The 15738-nt window shown below is 68.2% G+C and carries 17 protein-coding genes, 1 tRNA gene and 1 pseudogene; 11 read left to right on the forward strand and 8 right to left on the reverse strand.

Annotated features, from left to right (window positions below):
* Positions 1–42: 42 nt before the first annotated feature.
* Entirely contained in the window at positions 43–1260 is a 1218-nt protein-coding gene (locus ACYVLQ_RS18760) for a sigma-54-dependent transcriptional regulator family protein (protein ID WP_460698783.1), read from the reverse strand.
* Positions 1261–1416: 156 nt separating this feature from the next.
* Between ACYVLQ_RS18760 and ACYVLQ_RS18765 the strand changes: the two genes are divergently transcribed.
* Positions 1417–2292: an LLM class F420-dependent oxidoreductase gene (locus tag ACYVLQ_RS18765; protein WP_460698784.1), complete on the forward strand. Its 876-nt coding sequence runs from the start codon at positions 1417–1419 to the stop codon at positions 2290–2292.
* 7 nt (positions 2293–2299) lie between these two features.
* Here ACYVLQ_RS18765 and ACYVLQ_RS18770 read toward each other — a convergent pair whose 3' ends face one another.
* Both ACYVLQ_RS18770 and ACYVLQ_RS18775 read right to left on the reverse strand, forming a co-directional pair.
* Positions 2300–2620, reverse strand: coding sequence for a hypothetical protein (locus ACYVLQ_RS18770; protein WP_460698785.1), 321 nt, complete (start codon positions 2618–2620; stop codon positions 2300–2302).
* Between the two features lie 136 nt (positions 2621–2756).
* Entirely contained in the window at positions 2757–2978 is a 222-nt protein-coding gene (locus ACYVLQ_RS18775; RefSeq protein ID WP_460698786.1) for a hypothetical protein, read from the reverse strand.
* Between the two features lie 213 nt (positions 2979–3191).
* Between ACYVLQ_RS18775 and ACYVLQ_RS18780 the strand changes: the two genes are divergently transcribed.
* Positions 3192–3590, forward strand: coding sequence for a Rossmann-fold NAD(P)-binding domain-containing protein (locus ACYVLQ_RS18780; protein ID WP_460698787.1), 399 nt, complete (start codon positions 3192–3194; stop codon positions 3588–3590).
* A gap of 247 nt (positions 3591–3837) precedes the next feature.
* Positions 3838–4578: a M50 family metallopeptidase gene (locus ACYVLQ_RS18785; protein ID WP_460698788.1), complete on the forward strand. Its 741-nt coding sequence runs from the start codon at positions 3838–3840 to the stop codon at positions 4576–4578.
* A 1-nt stretch (position 4579) separates the two neighbouring features.
* Here ACYVLQ_RS18785 and ACYVLQ_RS18790 read toward each other — a convergent pair whose 3' ends face one another.
* Positions 4580–5392, reverse strand: coding sequence for a tetratricopeptide repeat protein (locus tag ACYVLQ_RS18790; protein ID WP_460698789.1), 813 nt, complete (start codon positions 5390–5392; stop codon positions 4580–4582).
* A 174-nt stretch (positions 5393–5566) separates the two neighbouring features.
* Between ACYVLQ_RS18790 and ACYVLQ_RS18795 the strand changes: the two genes are divergently transcribed.
* Complete coding sequence (locus ACYVLQ_RS18795; RefSeq protein ID WP_460698790.1) at positions 5567–5857, forward strand: FAD-dependent oxidoreductase; 291 nt, start codon at positions 5567–5569, stop codon at positions 5855–5857.
* A 27-nt stretch (positions 5858–5884) separates the two neighbouring features.
* On the opposite strand, the gene ACYVLQ_RS18800 is transcribed toward ACYVLQ_RS18795, so the two are convergent.
* Positions 5885–6085, reverse strand: coding sequence for a hypothetical protein (locus ACYVLQ_RS18800; RefSeq protein ID WP_460698791.1), 201 nt, complete (start codon positions 6083–6085; stop codon positions 5885–5887).
* Between the two features lie 186 nt (positions 6086–6271).
* Positions 6272–7264, reverse strand: coding sequence for an LLM class F420-dependent oxidoreductase (locus ACYVLQ_RS18805; RefSeq protein WP_460698792.1), 993 nt, complete (start codon positions 7262–7264; stop codon positions 6272–6274).
* Positions 7265–7553: 289 nt separating this feature from the next.
* On the opposite strand from ACYVLQ_RS18805, the gene mihF reads away from it, so the two are divergent.
* The 3 genes from mihF to ACYVLQ_RS18820 all read left to right on the forward strand — a co-directional run bounded on the left by mihF (position 7554) and on the right by ACYVLQ_RS18820 (position 8774).
* Positions 7554–7868 carry an integration host factor, actinobacterial type gene (mihF, locus tag ACYVLQ_RS18810; protein ID WP_068023498.1) on the forward strand — a complete coding sequence of 105 codons (315 nt, stop codon included), beginning with the start codon at positions 7554–7556 and terminating at the stop codon, positions 7866–7868.
* Between the two features lie 103 nt (positions 7869–7971).
* Positions 7972–8057: transfer RNA gene (locus ACYVLQ_RS18815), tRNA-Leu, on the forward strand.
* A 414-nt stretch (positions 8058–8471) separates the two neighbouring features.
* Positions 8472–8774 (forward strand): hypothetical protein, encoded by a 303-nt coding sequence (locus ACYVLQ_RS18820; protein WP_460698793.1) that lies wholly within the window; start codon positions 8472–8474, stop codon positions 8772–8774.
* A gap of 207 nt (positions 8775–8981) precedes the next feature.
* Here ACYVLQ_RS18820 and ACYVLQ_RS18825 read toward each other — a convergent pair.
* Positions 8982–9724: pseudogene (locus ACYVLQ_RS18825) on the reverse strand (sugar phosphate nucleotidyltransferase).
* Positions 9725–10226: 502 nt separating this feature from the next.
* Between ACYVLQ_RS18825 and ACYVLQ_RS18830 the strand changes: the two are divergent.
* The gene (locus ACYVLQ_RS18830; protein ID WP_460698948.1) at positions 10227–10907 is read left to right on the forward strand and encodes a Type 1 glutamine amidotransferase-like domain-containing protein; all 681 of its coding nucleotides are present in this window, start codon (positions 10227–10229) and stop codon (positions 10905–10907) included.
* Here ACYVLQ_RS18830 and ACYVLQ_RS18835 read toward each other — a convergent pair.
* On the reverse strand, positions 10888–12177 hold the full coding sequence (locus tag ACYVLQ_RS18835; RefSeq protein WP_460698794.1) for a helix-turn-helix domain-containing protein: 1290 nt from the start codon (positions 12175–12177) through the stop codon (positions 10888–10890). The genes ACYVLQ_RS18830 and ACYVLQ_RS18835 overlap by 20 nt on opposite strands.
* 218 nt (positions 12178–12395) lie before the next feature.
* On the opposite strand from ACYVLQ_RS18835, the gene ACYVLQ_RS18840 reads away from it, so the two are divergent.
* The 3 genes from ACYVLQ_RS18840 to ACYVLQ_RS18850 are packed head-to-tail and all read left to right on the forward strand — an operon-like array spanning position 12396 to position 15728.
* Positions 12396–13400, forward strand: coding sequence for an NAD-dependent epimerase/dehydratase family protein (locus ACYVLQ_RS18840; RefSeq protein ID WP_460698795.1), 1005 nt, complete (start codon positions 12396–12398; stop codon positions 13398–13400).
* Between the two features lie 49 nt (positions 13401–13449).
* Positions 13450–14640 (forward strand): NAD(P)/FAD-dependent oxidoreductase, encoded by a 1191-nt coding sequence (locus ACYVLQ_RS18845; RefSeq protein ID WP_460698796.1) that lies wholly within the window; start codon positions 13450–13452, stop codon positions 14638–14640.
* Complete coding sequence (locus ACYVLQ_RS18850) at positions 14637–15728, forward strand: DegT/DnrJ/EryC1/StrS family aminotransferase (RefSeq protein WP_460698797.1); 1092 nt, start codon at positions 14637–14639, stop codon at positions 15726–15728. The genes ACYVLQ_RS18845 and ACYVLQ_RS18850 overlap by 4 nt, the downstream gene beginning before the upstream one ends.
* Positions 15729–15738 lie beyond the last annotated feature (10 nt).

Here is a 15738-nt window from a genome sequence, read left to right on the forward strand (position 1 = left end):
TGGAACGCGACGGTTGGCGAGAGGTTGGCGGGAATCGGATGATCAACCGTTACGTGCGGCGTGCAGGCGAGCGGTGACGGGGGCGCGACGCGGGTCGCCCGGTGACAGCAGCCGCAGCGCGTGCTCGTGGATCTGCGCGTCGTCCGGGCAGCGGGCCCCGAATTCGACAGCGTGGGTGGGGGATCGGCTGTTCAGTACCGCTGTGCGCAGGCTCACCGCCAGATACTCGCGCCACTGGGCTACGGCGGGAGTATCCGATCCCGGCAGCAGCGGCCCCCGGTACAGCCGCAGCGCGACGGACACGTCTCCCGCGGCGATCGCATCGATCAGGTCCACGGCGTCACAGGAGAGGGGACGCGCCAGCATGTATCGGCGGCTGGTGATGTCGCCGTCGGTGGCGGTGCGCAGATGGGACACATCGGCCTTGAGGGTGGACGCCGACATCGGCCGGTCGCCGTACACGGCCGCCCGCAGCTGCTGCGGCGTGTAGCCCTCCGGCTCGAGCGCGAGCAGCGTCAGGATCTCGAGCTGCCTGGGCCGCAACCGAACCGGGCGCCCGGCCCGGGTCAGGCTCGCGCCGCCGAGGCACCGCAGCCGGATCTCGCGCCGGTCGAGTTCGTCGGCGAGTTGCCGCGGCAGCCGCGATTCGATCGCCGACACCAGCGCCCGCACCGTCGACAGCGCGAGCGGGTGCGAGCGGTCCCAGGTGGTGGAGAGGTCCAGGACGCCCAGACGCCGCCCGTCGGGAGTGTGGATCGGCGCGCAATAGCAGACCCAGCCGTGCAGGGCGGCCACCAGATGCTCGGCGGAGAAGACCACACTGGGCTCGCCGGTGCGCAGGGCGAGCGATAAGGCGTTGGTGCCCATATGGGATTCGTCCCAGCGGCCGCCGGGCGCGAAGTTGACCTCCTCGGCGCGGCGGCGCATGACGCGGCCGCCGCACGACCACAGGATTGTGCCGTGCTCGTCGGTGACGGCGGCGACGAAGCCGGAATCGTCTGCGATGCTGCGCAGTTCGCCGGACAGCTCGACCACGGGCGCGTGCAGCGGCGATGCGGACCAGCGCGACCCGATCTCGGCATCGTCGGCCGGGGCGGCGATGCAGGCCGGATCGACGGTGGGCAGCGAGCGCCGCCACGACTGCACCACCTCGCGGCGCAGCACGGTCCGCCCGGCCGGTACCGCATGCGCGGGCGCCCAGCGGGCCCACTCCTGTTCCAGGGCGGCGCGTCGCTGGGTCAGGGTGCGAATCTCGGGCATCGCCAACGTCCTTCGGGGGAATTCCCTGCGCACTCTCATGATTGCGCACCGAGCGGCGCCGCGGGGCCGGATTCTCGCGGCGTCGATGCGCCACGTCGTGATCGCTCTGCGCGAACGCGGGCGTGCCCGCCCGGACTCGGCTGGTAGACAGGAGCGATGAGCGCTCCCTTCCGGTTCGGTGTCAACATGATCACGAGCGGCTCTCGTGCGGAGTGGGCCGAAAAGTGCCGGAAGGCAGAGGATCTCGGCTACGACGTGATCGGCATCGCCGATCATCTGGGTGTGCCCGCGCCGTTCCCGTCCATGCTGGTGGCCGCGGACGCCACCGAGCGGGCGCGGCTGAACACCTTCGTGCTCAACACCCCGTTCTACAATCCGGTGCTGCTCGCTCGCGATGTCGCCACCGTGGATCTGCTCAGCGGGGGGCGGGTGGAGCTCGGCCTCGGCGCCGGATACGTGAAGGCGGAGTTCGACGCCGCCGGGATGCCGTTCCCGGGCCCGCGCCGCCGGGTCGAGCAGGTCGCGGAGGCGGCGTCGACGCTGCGGCGGCTCTACGCCGACCCCGAATACCAGCCGCGCCCGGCGCAGGCGGGCGGCCCGCCGCTGCTGATCGCGGGCTGGGGCGACCGGCTGCTGCGGGTGGCCGCCGAGCACGCGGACGTCGTCGCGCTCACCGGCGGCACCGCCGCCGACAGCGGGCACATCACCGTCGCCGGTCCGGAGGCGACCGAGCAGCGGGTGGAGTATGTGCGCGGCCTGCTCGGCGACCGCGCCGACAGGGTGGAGTTCAACCTCCTCCTGCAGGGTGTCGCGAGTGCGGCCGAGCGCCCGGAGATCCTCGAGCGCTTCGCGGCCCACCTGCCGCAGGGCGCTGCCGACGACCTGGAGGACGTCCCGGTCGTGCTGCTCGGCTCCCCGCAGCAGATGGCCGACCAACTGCGCGAGCGCCGCAAGCGCTACGGCATCAGCTATTTCACCGTGCTCGAGCCGAACCTGGAGAAGTTCGCCCCGGTGATCGAGCAGCTGCGCTGACGTCCCGTCACTTGTTGAAGAAGATTCCCCCCACATCGGCGTTCTTGATGGGCGTGTCGCCGTTGCGCTGATTGCCGCACAGGAACTCCACGGCGGACATCGACAGGTCGACCTGGGTGCCGGGCGGCTCGTTCTCGCTGCCGCTCTGCTGCTTGACGAATTTGGTGATAGTCACGCGCTTGGTGTCCTGGTCCTGCTTGATGTAGTCGCTGCACTTGGTATCGCCGCCCTTGTTGATGGCGCGCTCGACATCGCTGCAGCCCGCGATCAACGCGGTGGCGACGGCCAATCCGGCGATACCTGCGGCGGGCCAGCGCGGCGATTTCATCCGAGTTCTCCTCGAGTGTCGTGCCGGAGCTGTCCGGCGGTACGGGGCGTTCGGGAGCCAGCCTAGAGGGTCGAGTGAGCGACGAGCCCGGTGAACATGCGGGTGATCCGCTCGGAGAGGTCCGCCGCGTCGGTGTTCATCTTGGCCGCGCGCTTGGTGAGCTGGCCGTCGACGGCCAGCGCCGCCGCCCGTGCGCCAGGGCCCAGAGCGCCATGGCCACGGTGTCGGCCTCGGCGGCGGGCAGCGCGCCCGCCCGGGTGACCTCGGCGATCGTGTCGGTCAGCGCCGCGAACGCGGCATCACCGGCCGCCATCGTGCCCGGATGCTTCTCCGGCTGGGAAAGTTCGGGGCGGAACATCAACCGGAAGTAGGCGGGCTGCTCCCGCGCGAACCGCGTGTAGGTGTCGGCGAAGTGGTGGTAGGGCGCGCCCGGCCTCGCGCGCGACGCGCCGCAGGCTGACCGTGGGCAGCCCCTCGGACTCGATCAGCCGCAGGGAGTGCGCAGCAGTTCCTCGCGGAGCGCTGGTGGCGATCAACCCCGGCATGATCCTGGGTCCGGTGCGGCACGGCGGTGGGCACTTCGTTTGGGGCGCTGCGGATTCTGCTGGCGCGGGAGATGCCCGCCGTGCCGCCGATCGGATTCGCCACCGTCGACGTGCGCGACGCCGCCGTCGCGCACCGGCGGGCGCTCGAGGTTCCGGAGGCGGCGGGCAACCGTTATATCGTTGCGGGGGAATATGTTTCGATGACAGACATGGCGCGCGTCCTGGCGACCCGGTACCGGGTGCCGACACGCACCATCCCCGCCGCGGTGCTGCGGCTGGCGGCCCGATTCGACGCGACCGCGCGGCTCGCGTCGAGCCGTCCGGGGAAGCGCGAGGAGGTCAGTGCGGGCAAGGCGCGGCGTGAGCTGGGCTGGACCAAGGGGAACGGCGCGGCCGCGATGGAACAGGTCGGGTGGTCCGGATAAATGTCTGCGACGACGTGGTCATCGCGACCGAGGTCGGGGTTCCGCTCCCGCGAGCCGATCACGCGATCCGGCTTGTCGCGGCGCGATACACCCTGTGGTCGATCGATCAGAGCCTGCCGCGGCTGGACAGCGACCCCGCCGAGATTCCGCACCCCGTACGTCTTCCCGCACGCCCTGCAGCAGCTGCACCGGGTGCGGGAAGACGTACGGGGTGCGGGAGGGGGTGGGGCGCCGCTACTCTGCGGCGGTGGATTTGTCGGAGTGGACCAGTTCGGTGTCGTCGTTCAGCGATCGGTTGAGCCTGGTGTCGGAGCACCCGCCGCTGTGGGTGGTCGTGGCGACCGGGGCGGCGGCGCTGGCGCTGGTGCTGTACCCGCCGGTGTGGCGGGTGCTGCGGACCGTGGTGACCATCGCGCACGAGGTCGGCCACGCGGTGGTGGCGGTGGTCACCGGGCGGACGCTGAGCGGGATCCGGTTGCACTCGGACACCTCGGGCGTCACGGTGTCGCGCGGAAAGCCCTACGGACTGGGCATGATTCTCACGACGCTGGCCGGATATCCGGCGCCGTCGGCGGTGGGCCTGGGCTGCGCGGCGCTGCTGGGAGCCGGTCGGCTGACGCTCATGCTGTGGCTGGGCGTGGCCGCGCTCGCGGTGCTGCTGCTGTTCATCCGCAATCTGTTCGGGTTTCTCGCGGTGGTCGTCACCGGCGCCGTCACGCTGGGGGTCTCGTGGTACGGCACTGTGGTGTGGCAGGGCATCTTCGGCTACGCGGTGGCCTGGTTCCTGCTGTTCGGCGGGATGCGCGCGGTGGTGGAACTGCAGCGGGTGAGGGTGCGGGGCGACGGCTCCGACGCCGATCAGCTCGCGCACCTCACCCGGCTGCCATCGCTGCTGTGGGTGCTCGTGTTCGGCGCCGCGGCGCTCGCCGCGCTCGTCGCGGGCGGCAGCCTGCTGCTGGGGCCGCTGCCCGCGATCAGCGGCGCCTGACTCAGGGTTCGTACAGGCCGTTCGCGCAGGCGCGCCACACCCGCGCCTCGCTCGCGCTGCCCTGGCGGTCCAGCACCTCCGCCAGTCCGGCCATGGCCCGCACGTCGCCGTGGTCGGCGGCGGTGCGCCACCAGCGCTCGGCCTCGGCGAACTCGCCCCGCCGGAACCGCACCACACCCAGGTCGTACGCGGCGCCCGCATGGCCGAACCCGGCGGCCTGCGACCACAGCGCACACGCCTGGTCCACATCACCGCGCCCGTGCATCGCCACGCCCAGGTCGTAGAGCGCGCCGCGATAGCGGCTCTGGTCCGTCGGCGCGGCGACGGCGGCGACCTCGACGACCAGATCCGTGAAATCCACGGGGCCGACCCCGGCACTGCAGTGCAGCAGCGGATTTCCGGCCGCGGTGCGGTCGACGACGATACCGTAGTTACCGGTCCACGACTCGACCGCGCCCGCGGCGTCCATCCAGACGGGGGTGAGGGTGAACGAGGCATCCGGCCCGGCGGCGCACACCTCCAGCGCGACGCCGCCGGTCATCGCATCGGTCCACACGTCGACGCCGCGTAGTCGGCGGCCCCGCAGTGCCACATGGCCGCCCAGCACCGACAGCCCGACCCCGAGCCCGAGCAGACCGGCCGGGGGAGCGGACGCGTGCAGCGTGAGCGTGACCACGCTCGGGTCCGTCCCGAGCGGTTCGGAGTACAGGGGGTGCACCGCCGTCCCGTCGACGTCGACCGGTTCGGCGCCGTTGTACCGCGCGGCGAGCGGGGGCGCCTGGTCGTACGCGCCGTACGGGGACGACCCGGTCATCGTGTCCGCCTTTCGCCGGAACCGCTCAGGTGGATTCGGGCATACCGTCGTACCGGCTGCCGGGATGAATCGATGAACCGTCGGGAGTCTGCCAGAAAATTCCAGCGCCAAACAACACGGACGAAACGCAGCCGACCGGTTTGCGCCGAATGCGAACTCGCAGCGAATGCCGGTGTGCACGTTGAGCAGTACGGGCGCCCGGCGACGATCCGGTTCTCGCGCAAGGCCCGCGCAAGGACGGTGCAATCGGCGGCCGCCACCCTGGGCGTCATGACCGAGACATTCGATGTGGTGGTGGCTGGAGCCGGATCGGTGGGACCGATGCTGGCGTGCGAGCTGCGCCTGGCGGGTGTGGACGTGCTGGTCGCGGAGCGGCTGCCCGAGATGGACCGGACGGTGAAGGCGGGCGCCATCAATGTCCCGACCGCCCAGGCTTCTACCGGCGCGGCCTGCTGCCACAGCTGACCGAGCGGCTATTCGTCGCGACGTACGCTAACCCTCGCTGTCGGCGCGGTCGCCGATGTATCGCAGCAGGGCCGGATCGGCGGACACGAGCCGATCGACCTCGGTGCCGCCCGCGCAGTCGTACAGTCCGACGACGATCCGGCCGCCCCGCCTGCCGAGTACCCGCCAGACCGCACCGGAGTCGGACCAGCGCTGCAGTATCGCGACGGCGTCGGATCGCTCGGCCACGCTCCGTTCTCCCTTCGATACGGCGGTACCCGCCATTGTCGCCGTGCGGCCAGCATGGTGCACGACCACCTGGTCGATCCGGCGGCGAGCCGCCGGGCGGGAAGACCGGTGACGCCTTCTTCGACCTGCTCGGCACCGGCTGGCGGATCGCCGACAGCGCCCAGCACTGGGTGGTGCGCCGAGGTTTCACCGGAGCGCGGGAATCACCTCGCGCTCGAACAGCTCGATTCCGGAGGTGTCGTACGCCGCCTCCGGGAAGTTGAAGATGGCGTAATCGAGCCCGAGATCGCGCACCCGGCCGAGGTTCTCGACGATCTGTTCCGGGGTGCCGACGGCGGCCGTGGCCCGGAACAGGTCGCGCACCTGGGCCTCGGCCTGCGCGGCGCCAGTGAACGGGGCCAGGCGCGCCGTCAGGGCCGCCAGCCGATCCTCCACCTCGGACTCGGTCCGGCCGACGGCCACATTGAAATTCGAGGAGCGCACGATCGCGTCGAAATCGGCGCCGACGTCGGCGCAGTGGGCGCGCAGAATCTCCGATTTGTGCGCGAAACCCTCCGGATCGCCGCTGAAGTTGGTGTAGGCGGCGTACTTCGCGGCGATCCGCAGGGTCTTCTTCTCACCGCCCCCGGCTATCCACAGCGGGATCCCGCCCTCCTGCAGCGGAAGCGGCCGCACGAGCGCGCCGTCGACCTGATAGTGCTTGCCGTCCAGGGTGGCCGACCCGGTGGTCCACGCCTGCCGGAAGATCTGCACGCCCTCGTCCAAGCGGCCGAGGCGCTCACCGGCGGAGGGGAACCCGTATCCGTAGGCGCGCCACTCGTGCTCGTACCAGCCGCCGCCGATGCCCATCTCGACCCGGCCGCCGGAGATCAGGTCCACCGTGGCCGCCACCTTGGCCAAATACGCCGGGTTGCGGTAGCTCATCGCGGTACACATCTGTCCCAGGCGGATCCGCTCGGTCACCGCGCCGAACGCCGACATCAGGCTCCAGGCCTCATGGGTGGCCTCCTCGGTCGGCACCGGCACCGTGTGGAAGTGGTCGTACACCCACAGCGACTCCCACGCGTCTCCCGCGTCGACCCGCCGCGCCAGGTCCCGCATCACCCCCCACTGCGCCGCGGGATCGATTCCGACCAGGTCCAGCCGCCAGCCCTGCGGGATGAAGATGCCGAAACGCACGAGAGGTCTCCTTCAGCTGTGTGACCGGCCGCGACGGGACTCGCCACGGCGCCGTCGTCCACTGTCACGACTCGGCGGCGCGGCGGCAACCGTTGCGCGCTCGGCGCGTCGATTCGGCAGCGAGCAGCGCTCACAACACTGGCAAATCGCCCGCATCCGCAGCCGTCGGCGCCCTCGCTACGCACGGAAACCCCGATTTTCCTCGCGGTGTGTCGTGCCACCACCCGGGCTTCGGTGATGTTCAATCGGTGCCGTTGAGGTTCCAGCGAACGAGCGAAAGGTAGTAGACATGGCACTCCCCACCATGACCGCCGAGCAACGGAACGCCGCGCTGGCCAAAGCGGCCGCGGTCCGCAAGGCCCGCTCGGAGCTGATCGAAGAGGTCCGCAAGGGCAAGGTCTCGCTGGCCAAGGTGCTCGAGCGCGCCGACAAGGAGGACCTGGTCAAAAAGACCAAGGTCGCCGCCGTCATCAAGGCGCTGCCCGGCATCGGCCCCGTGAAGGCCGCCAAGCTGATGGACGAGGCGGAGATCCCCGCCGATCGCCGCATCGGCGGCCTGGGTTCGCGCCAGCGGTCCGCTCTGCTCGAGGCCATCAAGAACTAGGCCGCGCGGCGGCGCTCAGCATCCGTACCAGCGACGGGACCAGCACCAACCGCTGTAATTTGGACCTCGCGGACGGATCCGATAACCTTGCTGAGCACCACCGGTCCGGGTGGCGGAATGGCAGACGCGCTAGCTTGAGGTGCTAGTGTCCTATTAATGGACGTGGGGGTTCAAGTCCCCCTCCGGACACAGTTTTCCTTACCCCAGTAAGAATTCCCGTGGCGCGTGTCAAAGCGCGCTCGAACACACTCCCGACAACCCGCCTACCAGCGGGTTCGCCGCATCTTCCCAGGTCGGCTTCCTGCCGCCGTACAGCTCCTCGACTCCTCCCGTGTATACGCGGCCGGAACCGCGTGGCGGGCGGTTGGAGGCGATGCCGCAGACCCCCGAGAACCGGGTACACCCTCGTCGACAACCTGCGCCAACACGTAGCAATGGCCACACCAGCAGCGGAAGGCGGCGGCGCCGATTCCTTCGCTGCCCAGATTTCCATCGCCCTGGGATCGTCTTCCGACATCACGCGAATCCAGCAGCAACTCGAGGACGCCCGCAACGAACAGCGACGACGATCCGCACTCACCCCGAAGCAACTCGCGCAGGAAGATGCCCAACGATCCCATTCGGCCGAACCGAGCCGACAGCCCGGACCGCCAGCCGACGATTGTCTTCGCAGATTCGCATTGGCCCGCCGTCCGCGACTTGGCTCTCAGCACTTCCACCGGCGAGGTTCACAGCGCGGTCGCCATCGAACTGCATGCCGATGGCGCTGCGACGTTCCGCGGAGCCGATGTGCATGGCCAACCAGTCACGCTCGAGTTCACGGTCGAAGAGGTCGACGCGTGGACCAAGGGCGTCGCGGACGGCGAGTTCGATCTTCTGATCGTTAACGAGACCCACAACAACTAAGCCAGCGCGGGTCTGTCTCGCCCCATCGTTTATTCGCGTGCGAAACAGCTTCGCCCCGAGCGCGTTTCGGGTCGAGGCTGTTCGCCATATCGAGCGTCGAACAGGGCTGGCAAACACCACTGAACACGCGTTCGCCGTTACCGCCTCAAGCATGGCGTCGAGGATCAGGATCATGCCGATCCTCGGGAACGACCCGCGGATCGTTTGTCAGCAGGGCTGTTTGTTGGCTCCGTGCTGTCGAACGAAGTCGTTGACGGTGTAGTAGGCGTCGATAGATTCGCCGGCATCGCCCCAGAATCCGTCCAAGACAGCGTGTCTCAGTTCGCCGCGGTCGATGTAGTGGTTGTTGACGTCGCTGATCTCGAGCTCGCCCCGAGCGCTCGGTTGCAGGGTCTTGGTGATGTCGAAGACTGTGCTGTCGTAGAAGTAGAGGCCGGTCGCCGCGTAGGCGCTGGGTGGGCTCGCGGGTTTCTCGACGATACGGGTGATTCGGGCGCCGTTGAACTCCGCGACGCCCAGGTGGCGGAGATGTTGTTCGTCTTTCAGCTCGGCCAGGACGACCATGCCGCCGGTCGGGTCGTTGCGAAACTGATCGATGACAGGTGTGAGCGTGTATCCAAAGATGTTGTCGCCCAGTAGAACTGCGATCGGGCCTCCGGTGGCGAAGTGCTCGGTCAGGGAGAGCGCTTCGGCTATTCCGCCAGGCTTTCCTGGTAGGCGTAGGACAGGTCGACGCCGTGCCCGCGGCCGGAGCCGAACAGGCGGAAGAACGAACCGGCGTGAGGTCCGCCGGTCACCAGCATGATGTCGGAGATTCCGGCCTGGGCGAATGCGTCGATGGCGTAGCAGATCATCGGTTGCGTGCCGATCGGGAGCAGGTGCTTGTTCGTGACCTTGGAAATCGGCGCCAGGCGGCTGCCGGTTCCGCCTGCGAGAACGATGCCCTTCATATGGTGGTGGTTCCCCTCGTCGACGGGTGCTGCGGTTGGCTGTGGACTCTATCGCCAGGCGGACCGCGAGAGTCATCCGGTGGCGTGTGTTAGTCGATTGTGTTGGGCTGGTGCGGGTTTCGACCATCGTGCAGGTAGGCCGACTCGGCTGGCGGTCCGGGCGTCGAGAGCCGCGGCAACGTGGGACCAGACGTAGGGGCGCCGACACGTTTGCGGGGCTGGCTGGTGTTGCCCTGGGCCAAATGCGCGCGATAGCCGTCGGAATCGCGTTCTCACAGCGGTTGTTGCACAGCGTCCATGGCATCACCGATCGATCGTTTATGTGCTGATGTCCGGAGTTGGCCAGCAGCCGGCATCAATGCGTTGTGCTCAAGGTGTGGTCGGAAGGAGTGGGGTCGGTAGTGTGATCGTTTGGCAGTGTGATCGTTTGGCAGTGCAGGTCTCGACCGAGGTCGGTGGTGGTGTTGTGGTAGCCGAGGTCCCGACGATCGTGGCGACGTCGATGGGCTTCAATCGGTCGCGTGACCCGTGGGAGCCGTCGCCGGTGTTCCGGTACGCAATCGAGCTGGCAGGCGATGCGGCGCGACCGAGAGTGTGTTTCGTGTCGACCGGGACTGGGGACAACGAGGCCAGCATCGCGGCGTTCTACGGCGCATTCGCAGGCAGCGAGGTTGCGGCGACTCATCTGGCGTTGTTCGATAAGCCGTCGGTCCCCGATGTCGGGAAGCAACTGCGCAGTCAGGATGTGATCTGGGTGGACCGCGGCAGCGTGGTGAACCTGCTGGCGGTGTGGCGGGCACACGGGCTGGATCGGGTCCTGCGTGAGTGTTGGGAGAACGGGGTCGTGTTGGCGGGGGAGTCGGCGGGTTCGCTGTGCTGGTTCACCGGCGGTACTACCGACAGCTTCGGTGAGGTGCGTCCCGTAGCCGATGGGTTGGGGTTTCTGCCGTTCTCGAATGCTGTGCACTACGAACATCGGCGGCGCCAGTTCATGGAGTGTGTGGCAGCGGGTGTACTCCCGGATGGGTTCGCTACCGACGCCGGGACGGGGTTACATTTCGCGGGGACCGAGCTGGCTTCGGCGATCAGTGATCGTCCGAAAGCTGGTGCGTACCGGGTGTTCCGCCGCGCGGACGGCACAGCCGGGGAAGAGGCGCTGGAGGTTACGAGGCTGCGGCGGTAGGTGCTAGCCGTCGGACATGGTCGATGATGGCCGCGATGTCGTCGCGTCCGCGCCAGCGTTGGAGGATCGGCAGCGCCCGCCGAAGTTCACTGAGCGCCGACAGCGATCCGACGTGCTCGATCGCGGTTAGCGCCGGGCCTGCGACGGCGGCGGCTTCGTCGGGTTGGCCGGCGTTGACATAGGCGCGGACGAGTTTGGCGCGGGTGATGGTGGCGGTGCGCAGCGACGATCGACTCAGAGCGGAGAGGCGGGGCTCCACGATAGGCACGACGTGTTGGCCCTTGCCGAGATAGATGTCGCAGGTCGTGGCGAAGATGGTGTACAAATCATCGTCGACGACGCTGCGCTGACCGAGAACGGCATCGTCAGGGCGCACGGGTTTCGCCAGCAGCTGCATCGCCTCGTCCAGGGCTCGGCGACTGGCGTCGGCATCCCCGCACAATGCGTACCCGAACGCAGCTTGCTTGGCGGCCAGGCCCTTAATTCTCGGTGTGGCACCAGGCATGTCGTGGACAGTGCGGGCGTGGTCGACGGCGCGGAATCCGTCGCTGGTGGCGCTGATGGCGATCATGGAGCGGCGCACACTGCCGTAGGCGGCGATCTCCTGCCAACCGGCGGCGAGTCCCCACTGGCTGGCGCGGTCGATCCACCACATGGCGTCTCTCGGGTGTCCGGCTTCCTCGGCGAGCCAGCTCAGCGACTCCGCGTAGCGGGCCTGCATGCGGAACAACGCGTGGCGCCGGGAGCTGCTGGCGCGGCGGCGTAGGCCGTCGAGTACGGCAACTTTGCCGATCATCGCATCGATGAGGCGATGCGGCGGGACTATCCTTGCGGCGGTTTGGAATCCGGCGTAGGCGTCGTCGAACTCGCGCAGCGTGTCGTCGTCGACGTGCTGAGCGTCGACGGCTCGTTCCAGGCTGGCGAGTAATGGGCCTGTGGTGATGCCGACTCCGAGTGAGATCAGCACGTCCCGCCGTGACAGCGGCATCGGTGTACCTCCGTGCGGTAGCTCCACGATGAGCATATCGCCGGATGCGACGGGGCTGGGACCTGTGGGGCGGGATCGGGTGAGGGCGGCAACGACACCGGGGGTGCCGTAGTAGTCGTCGAGACTGCGGGCGAGCCATGGTGTAATGCGGCGCCGACCAGCTTCGACGTGCGCCAGCAATGACACATCACAATCGATCGTGCGGGCGACGGCCGCGCGGGGCAGCGACCGCGCTTCACGCAGGTCACGCAGCATCGCCCCGACCTGAGCATCACCCGACATACCCGTAACTCCTTGTTACACATGACGGTTTGTGACAGTTCCTGTTACCACTGTGGCTTGGAACCAGTGAAGCACGAAAACTCGTAGGGTCAGGAGTCGCGGAAGCGGCCCGCAATCTGCTGCTGTGCAAACGATTTCAGTAGGTGAGCGCCGCGCGGCTCGGTACGCGAGCAGTCCGCCCGCCCGGGGAACGGCTCGTCCAATGGAAGGTGACCGACATGGCCATGAAGATCATGCTCACCGGAGGTGGCGGATACATCGGCTCGGCGTTGACAAGAACGTTGCTGGCCAACGGTTTTCACGTGGTCGTTGTGGATCGGTTCTTCTTCGGGCGGGACACGTTGCCCGAAGAAGGCTCCGATTTCAAGGTGATCTGCAAGGACGTTCGTAATCTGAACAGCTCGGATCTGGACGATGTCGACTGCGTGATCGATCTGGCCGCGATTTCGAACGATCCCGCGGGCGAACTCGACCCGCAGCTGACCGTGGACATCAATCTTCATGCGCGAGTGCGGTGCGCACGGCTGGCGCGGGCAGCGGGTGTCGGCCGCTACATTCTGCCGTCCTCATCAAGTGTGTACGGGCAGCGCGAGGGATTGCTGGGCGAGTCGGCTGTCATCGCGCCACGGACCATCTATGCGGTCGCGAACGCCGACGCCGAGGCGGCGGTCCTCGATCTCGCCGCCGATAGCTTCACGGTGGTCGCGGTCCGGCAGGCGACCGTGTTCGGGCTGTCGCAGCGCATGCGCCTGGATCTCGTCGTCCACCAGATGGTCGTTCGAGCCGTTCGGCGTGCGGTGATTCCCGTGCTGGGTGATGGGAGCCAGTGGCGGCCGTTCGTGCACATCGCCGATGTAGCCGACGCGTTCGTGCGGTTGATTGGCGCACCATCCGACGTGGTCGGCGGGCAACGTTTCAACCTGGGCGGTGACGCGTTGAACTTCCGCATTCGGGAACTTGCCGAAATCGTGGGTTCGGAAACAGGCGTGGATCGGTTCGACCACTACCCGGGCAGGGACGATCGCTCGCATCGCATGGACTTCTCGAAAATCGCCGAGGTCCTGAACTTCGTTCCCGCCCGGACCATTCAGCACGGCGTCCGCGAGGTCGTGGAGGGCCTGGCATCCGGCCGGATCGACGAGAACGACCCGCGCGGTTACACGGTGCCCTGGTACGAGAAGCTGCTGGCGAGTGGTGGCCCGGACAGCCCGTCGAACTTGTGATCCTGCACGTCGCTGACCTTGTCTGCGGAAGAGATCGAGGGGATGACCAATGACGGCAACACAATACGATTTCCTTGTGGTCGGTGGCGGTGTCACAGGCCTGATGGTCGCGCTGCGCTTGGCCGAGCCTGGCGTGCGGGTCGCGGTGATCGAACGCGACCTGCTGGGCGCCGGCGCGACAACCCACAATCACGGACTGGTCCACAGCGGCGCCCTGTATGTGCGCTGGCACCCGGAGATCGTGCAGGACTGCCACCGCGGGCAAGCTGCCTTCGAATCTTCGTTTCCGCGCTGCCTGTCCGGCATCGAAACCTGCTGGTACATAGGATCACCGGGCACGCTCGAGATCTACCGGCCGCTGTGGCAGCAGGCTGGCTTGGACGCGCGCCCGGTCGATTCGCTCGAACTCGGTGAGGTGCTGGCCGGGGTAGACCCGAATGAGGTTGGCGGGTACGCGATCCGGGAGCTGGTCATCGATTCCCACGCGTTGATCGCCGAGCTGGCTGCTCGGGCCGCCGCAGCGGGTGTCGACCTGGTCGTGGGCGCGGATGCGTCGCGTGTCGTCGTCGAGAACGGCGCGGTGCGTGGCGTGCAGACCTCGACCGTCATGTTCGAGACGGCGAATGTGGTGGTGTGTGCCGGGATCGGCACCCGCGAGGTGCTCGACCGGTCCGGGTCCGCAGTCGCCCGCGAATTGACGTCCCGGCTGGAGACGATGATGGCGTTTCCCGGGCAGCTGGACACCGCGGTGATCGGTTTGGAGTTCGGGTGGCCATTCCTGGCGCCGTCGACGACCGGGCGGGCTGTACTGGCGTCCCGGTACGGGGCACCGCAACGGTTCGTGCGCAGTGAGGCCGACTGGCCCGTCCCAGCCACCGAAACCGCCGCGCTGATCAGCGATCTCGGCGCGCGGCTACGTCCCGGCCTGCTCGACCTAGACGACGGGGTCGCATGGGTCGGCGCGAAGACCGAGCACCCCATCGGCTCCGACCAGTGGGGCACCGCACCCGGCATCACCGTGATCGACCACCAGGCCCGCGATGGTGTCGCGGGCTGGTGGACCGTCCTGCCCGGCAAGATGACCCTCGCCTTACACGCCTCCCGCCGTGTGGCGGCAGCCATCACCGGCACGCGAACAGAACTCGACCTCCCGAAGCCGACCCGCCGGGGTCGGGGACCAGTGGGGCACCTGGTCGCGGTCACACCCTGGGCAGCGCACGAGGCGGTGAGCGCAGCATGATCCCACCGTTCTCCGCCGCCCTTTCGGCGGACGAGATTTCGGCAGTACTGGCTGCCGCCGAGGACATCCTGCGGTCCGGCAGGCTGGTACTCGGCCCGTACACCGAGGCGTTCGAGACCGCGGTCGCCGCAATGGCCGGCACCCGGCACGCGGCCGCAGTCTGCTCCGGATCTGCTGCCCTCGAAATCATCTTCCGGGTCCTCGGCGTTGCAGGTCGCACCGTGTTGGTGCCGACGAACACCAATTACGCGACCGCCGCCTCAGCTCTTGCCGCTGGTGCGAAGGTCAGGCTCTACGACTCGGGCCTGTACCCGGACCTGGCCGACTTGCAGCACAACCTGACCAGCGACGTCGCGGCGGTGGTTGTGGTCCACATCGGTGGCTATCTGTCCCCGGACCTTCCGGCCATCGCCGCGGTGTGCGATCGGGCAGGCGTGGCGTTGATCGAGGACGCGGCACACGCGCACGGGTCCACGCTCGACGGTCACGGCGCGGGAGGCAGTTTCGGTGCCGCAGCGGCGTTCTCGTTCTTCGCGACCAAGGTGATTGCCGCAGGAGAGGGCGGCGCCGTCACCACCGACGACACGGCATTGGACCGGTCCGCCTGCATCTATCGCAACCAGGGCAAAGACGAACATGACCGGCACATCGTCACCGGCGGCAGCTGGCGGATCACCGAACTCGGCGCGGCACTGGCCACTGCCCAGCTTTCCCATCTGGACGATGACCTCGCGCGTCGCCGCGCCATCATCGACCGCTACACGAGCCACCTGGCCGAATCCGCGCTGACCTTCCCGCCCCTGAACGGGCAGGTCAGTGGGCACAAATGCGTCACACTGCTCGACACCGACGTGGACCGGGAACAGTTTCGCCTCGCGATGCTCGCCGCTGAGGTCACCTTGGCACGAGGGGTATATGAACGGCCGCTGCACCGTCACCCGGTCTTCGCCGACCTTGCCGACAGCCGACAGTTTCCTGCCGCGGACGCGTTCGCTGCCAGCCACATCTGCCTGCCGCTGTGGCGCAGCATGGACGACGATGCGATCGATCGCGTCATAGACGCCGTGCAGACCGCCAGCCCGTCCTGACCTGCTCGCC

The sequence above is a fragment of the Nocardia thraciensis genome (assembly GCF_054782435.1).

Bases quoted from the DNA above. Each gene is read 5' to 3' on its own strand.
- ACYVLQ_RS18790 (WP_460698789.1), bottom strand. From the start codon at position 5,392: ATGACCGGGTCGTCCCCGTACGGCGCGTACGACCAGGCGCCCCCGCTC.
- ACYVLQ_RS18770 (WP_460698785.1), bottom strand. From the start codon at position 2,620: ATGAAATCGCCGCGCTGGCCCGCCGCAGGTATCGCCGGATTGGCCGTC.
- ACYVLQ_RS18845 (WP_460698796.1), top strand. From the start codon at position 13,450: ATGACGGCAACACAATACGATTTCCTTGTGGTCGGTGGCGGTGTCACA.
- ACYVLQ_RS18835 (WP_460698794.1), bottom strand. From the start codon at position 12,177: ATGTCGGGTGATGCTCAGGTCGGGGCGATGCTGCGTGACCTGCGTGAA.
- ACYVLQ_RS18840 (WP_460698795.1), top strand. From the start codon at position 12,396: ATGGCCATGAAGATCATGCTCACCGGAGGTGGCGGATACATCGGCTCG.
- mihF (WP_068023498.1), top strand. From the start codon at position 7,554: ATGGCACTCCCCACCATGACCGCCGAGCAACGGAACGCCGCGCTGGCC.
- ACYVLQ_RS18775 (WP_460698786.1), bottom strand. From the start codon at position 2,978: ATGTTCCGCCCCGAACTTTCCCAGCCGGAGAAGCATCCGGGCACGATG.
- ACYVLQ_RS18760 (WP_460698783.1), bottom strand. From the start codon at position 1,260: ATGCCCGAGATTCGCACCCTGACCCAGCGACGCGCCGCCCTGGAACAG.
- ACYVLQ_RS18850 (WP_460698797.1), top strand. From the start codon at position 14,637: ATGATCCCACCGTTCTCCGCCGCCCTTTCGGCGGACGAGATTTCGGCA.
- ACYVLQ_RS18830 (WP_460698948.1), top strand. From the start codon at position 10,227: ATGGGCTTCAATCGGTCGCGTGACCCGTGGGAGCCGTCGCCGGTGTTC.
- ACYVLQ_RS18820 (WP_460698793.1), top strand. From the start codon at position 8,472: ATGCCCAACGATCCCATTCGGCCGAACCGAGCCGACAGCCCGGACCGC.
- ACYVLQ_RS18765 (WP_460698784.1), top strand. From the start codon at position 1,417: ATGAGCGCTCCCTTCCGGTTCGGTGTCAACATGATCACGAGCGGCTCT.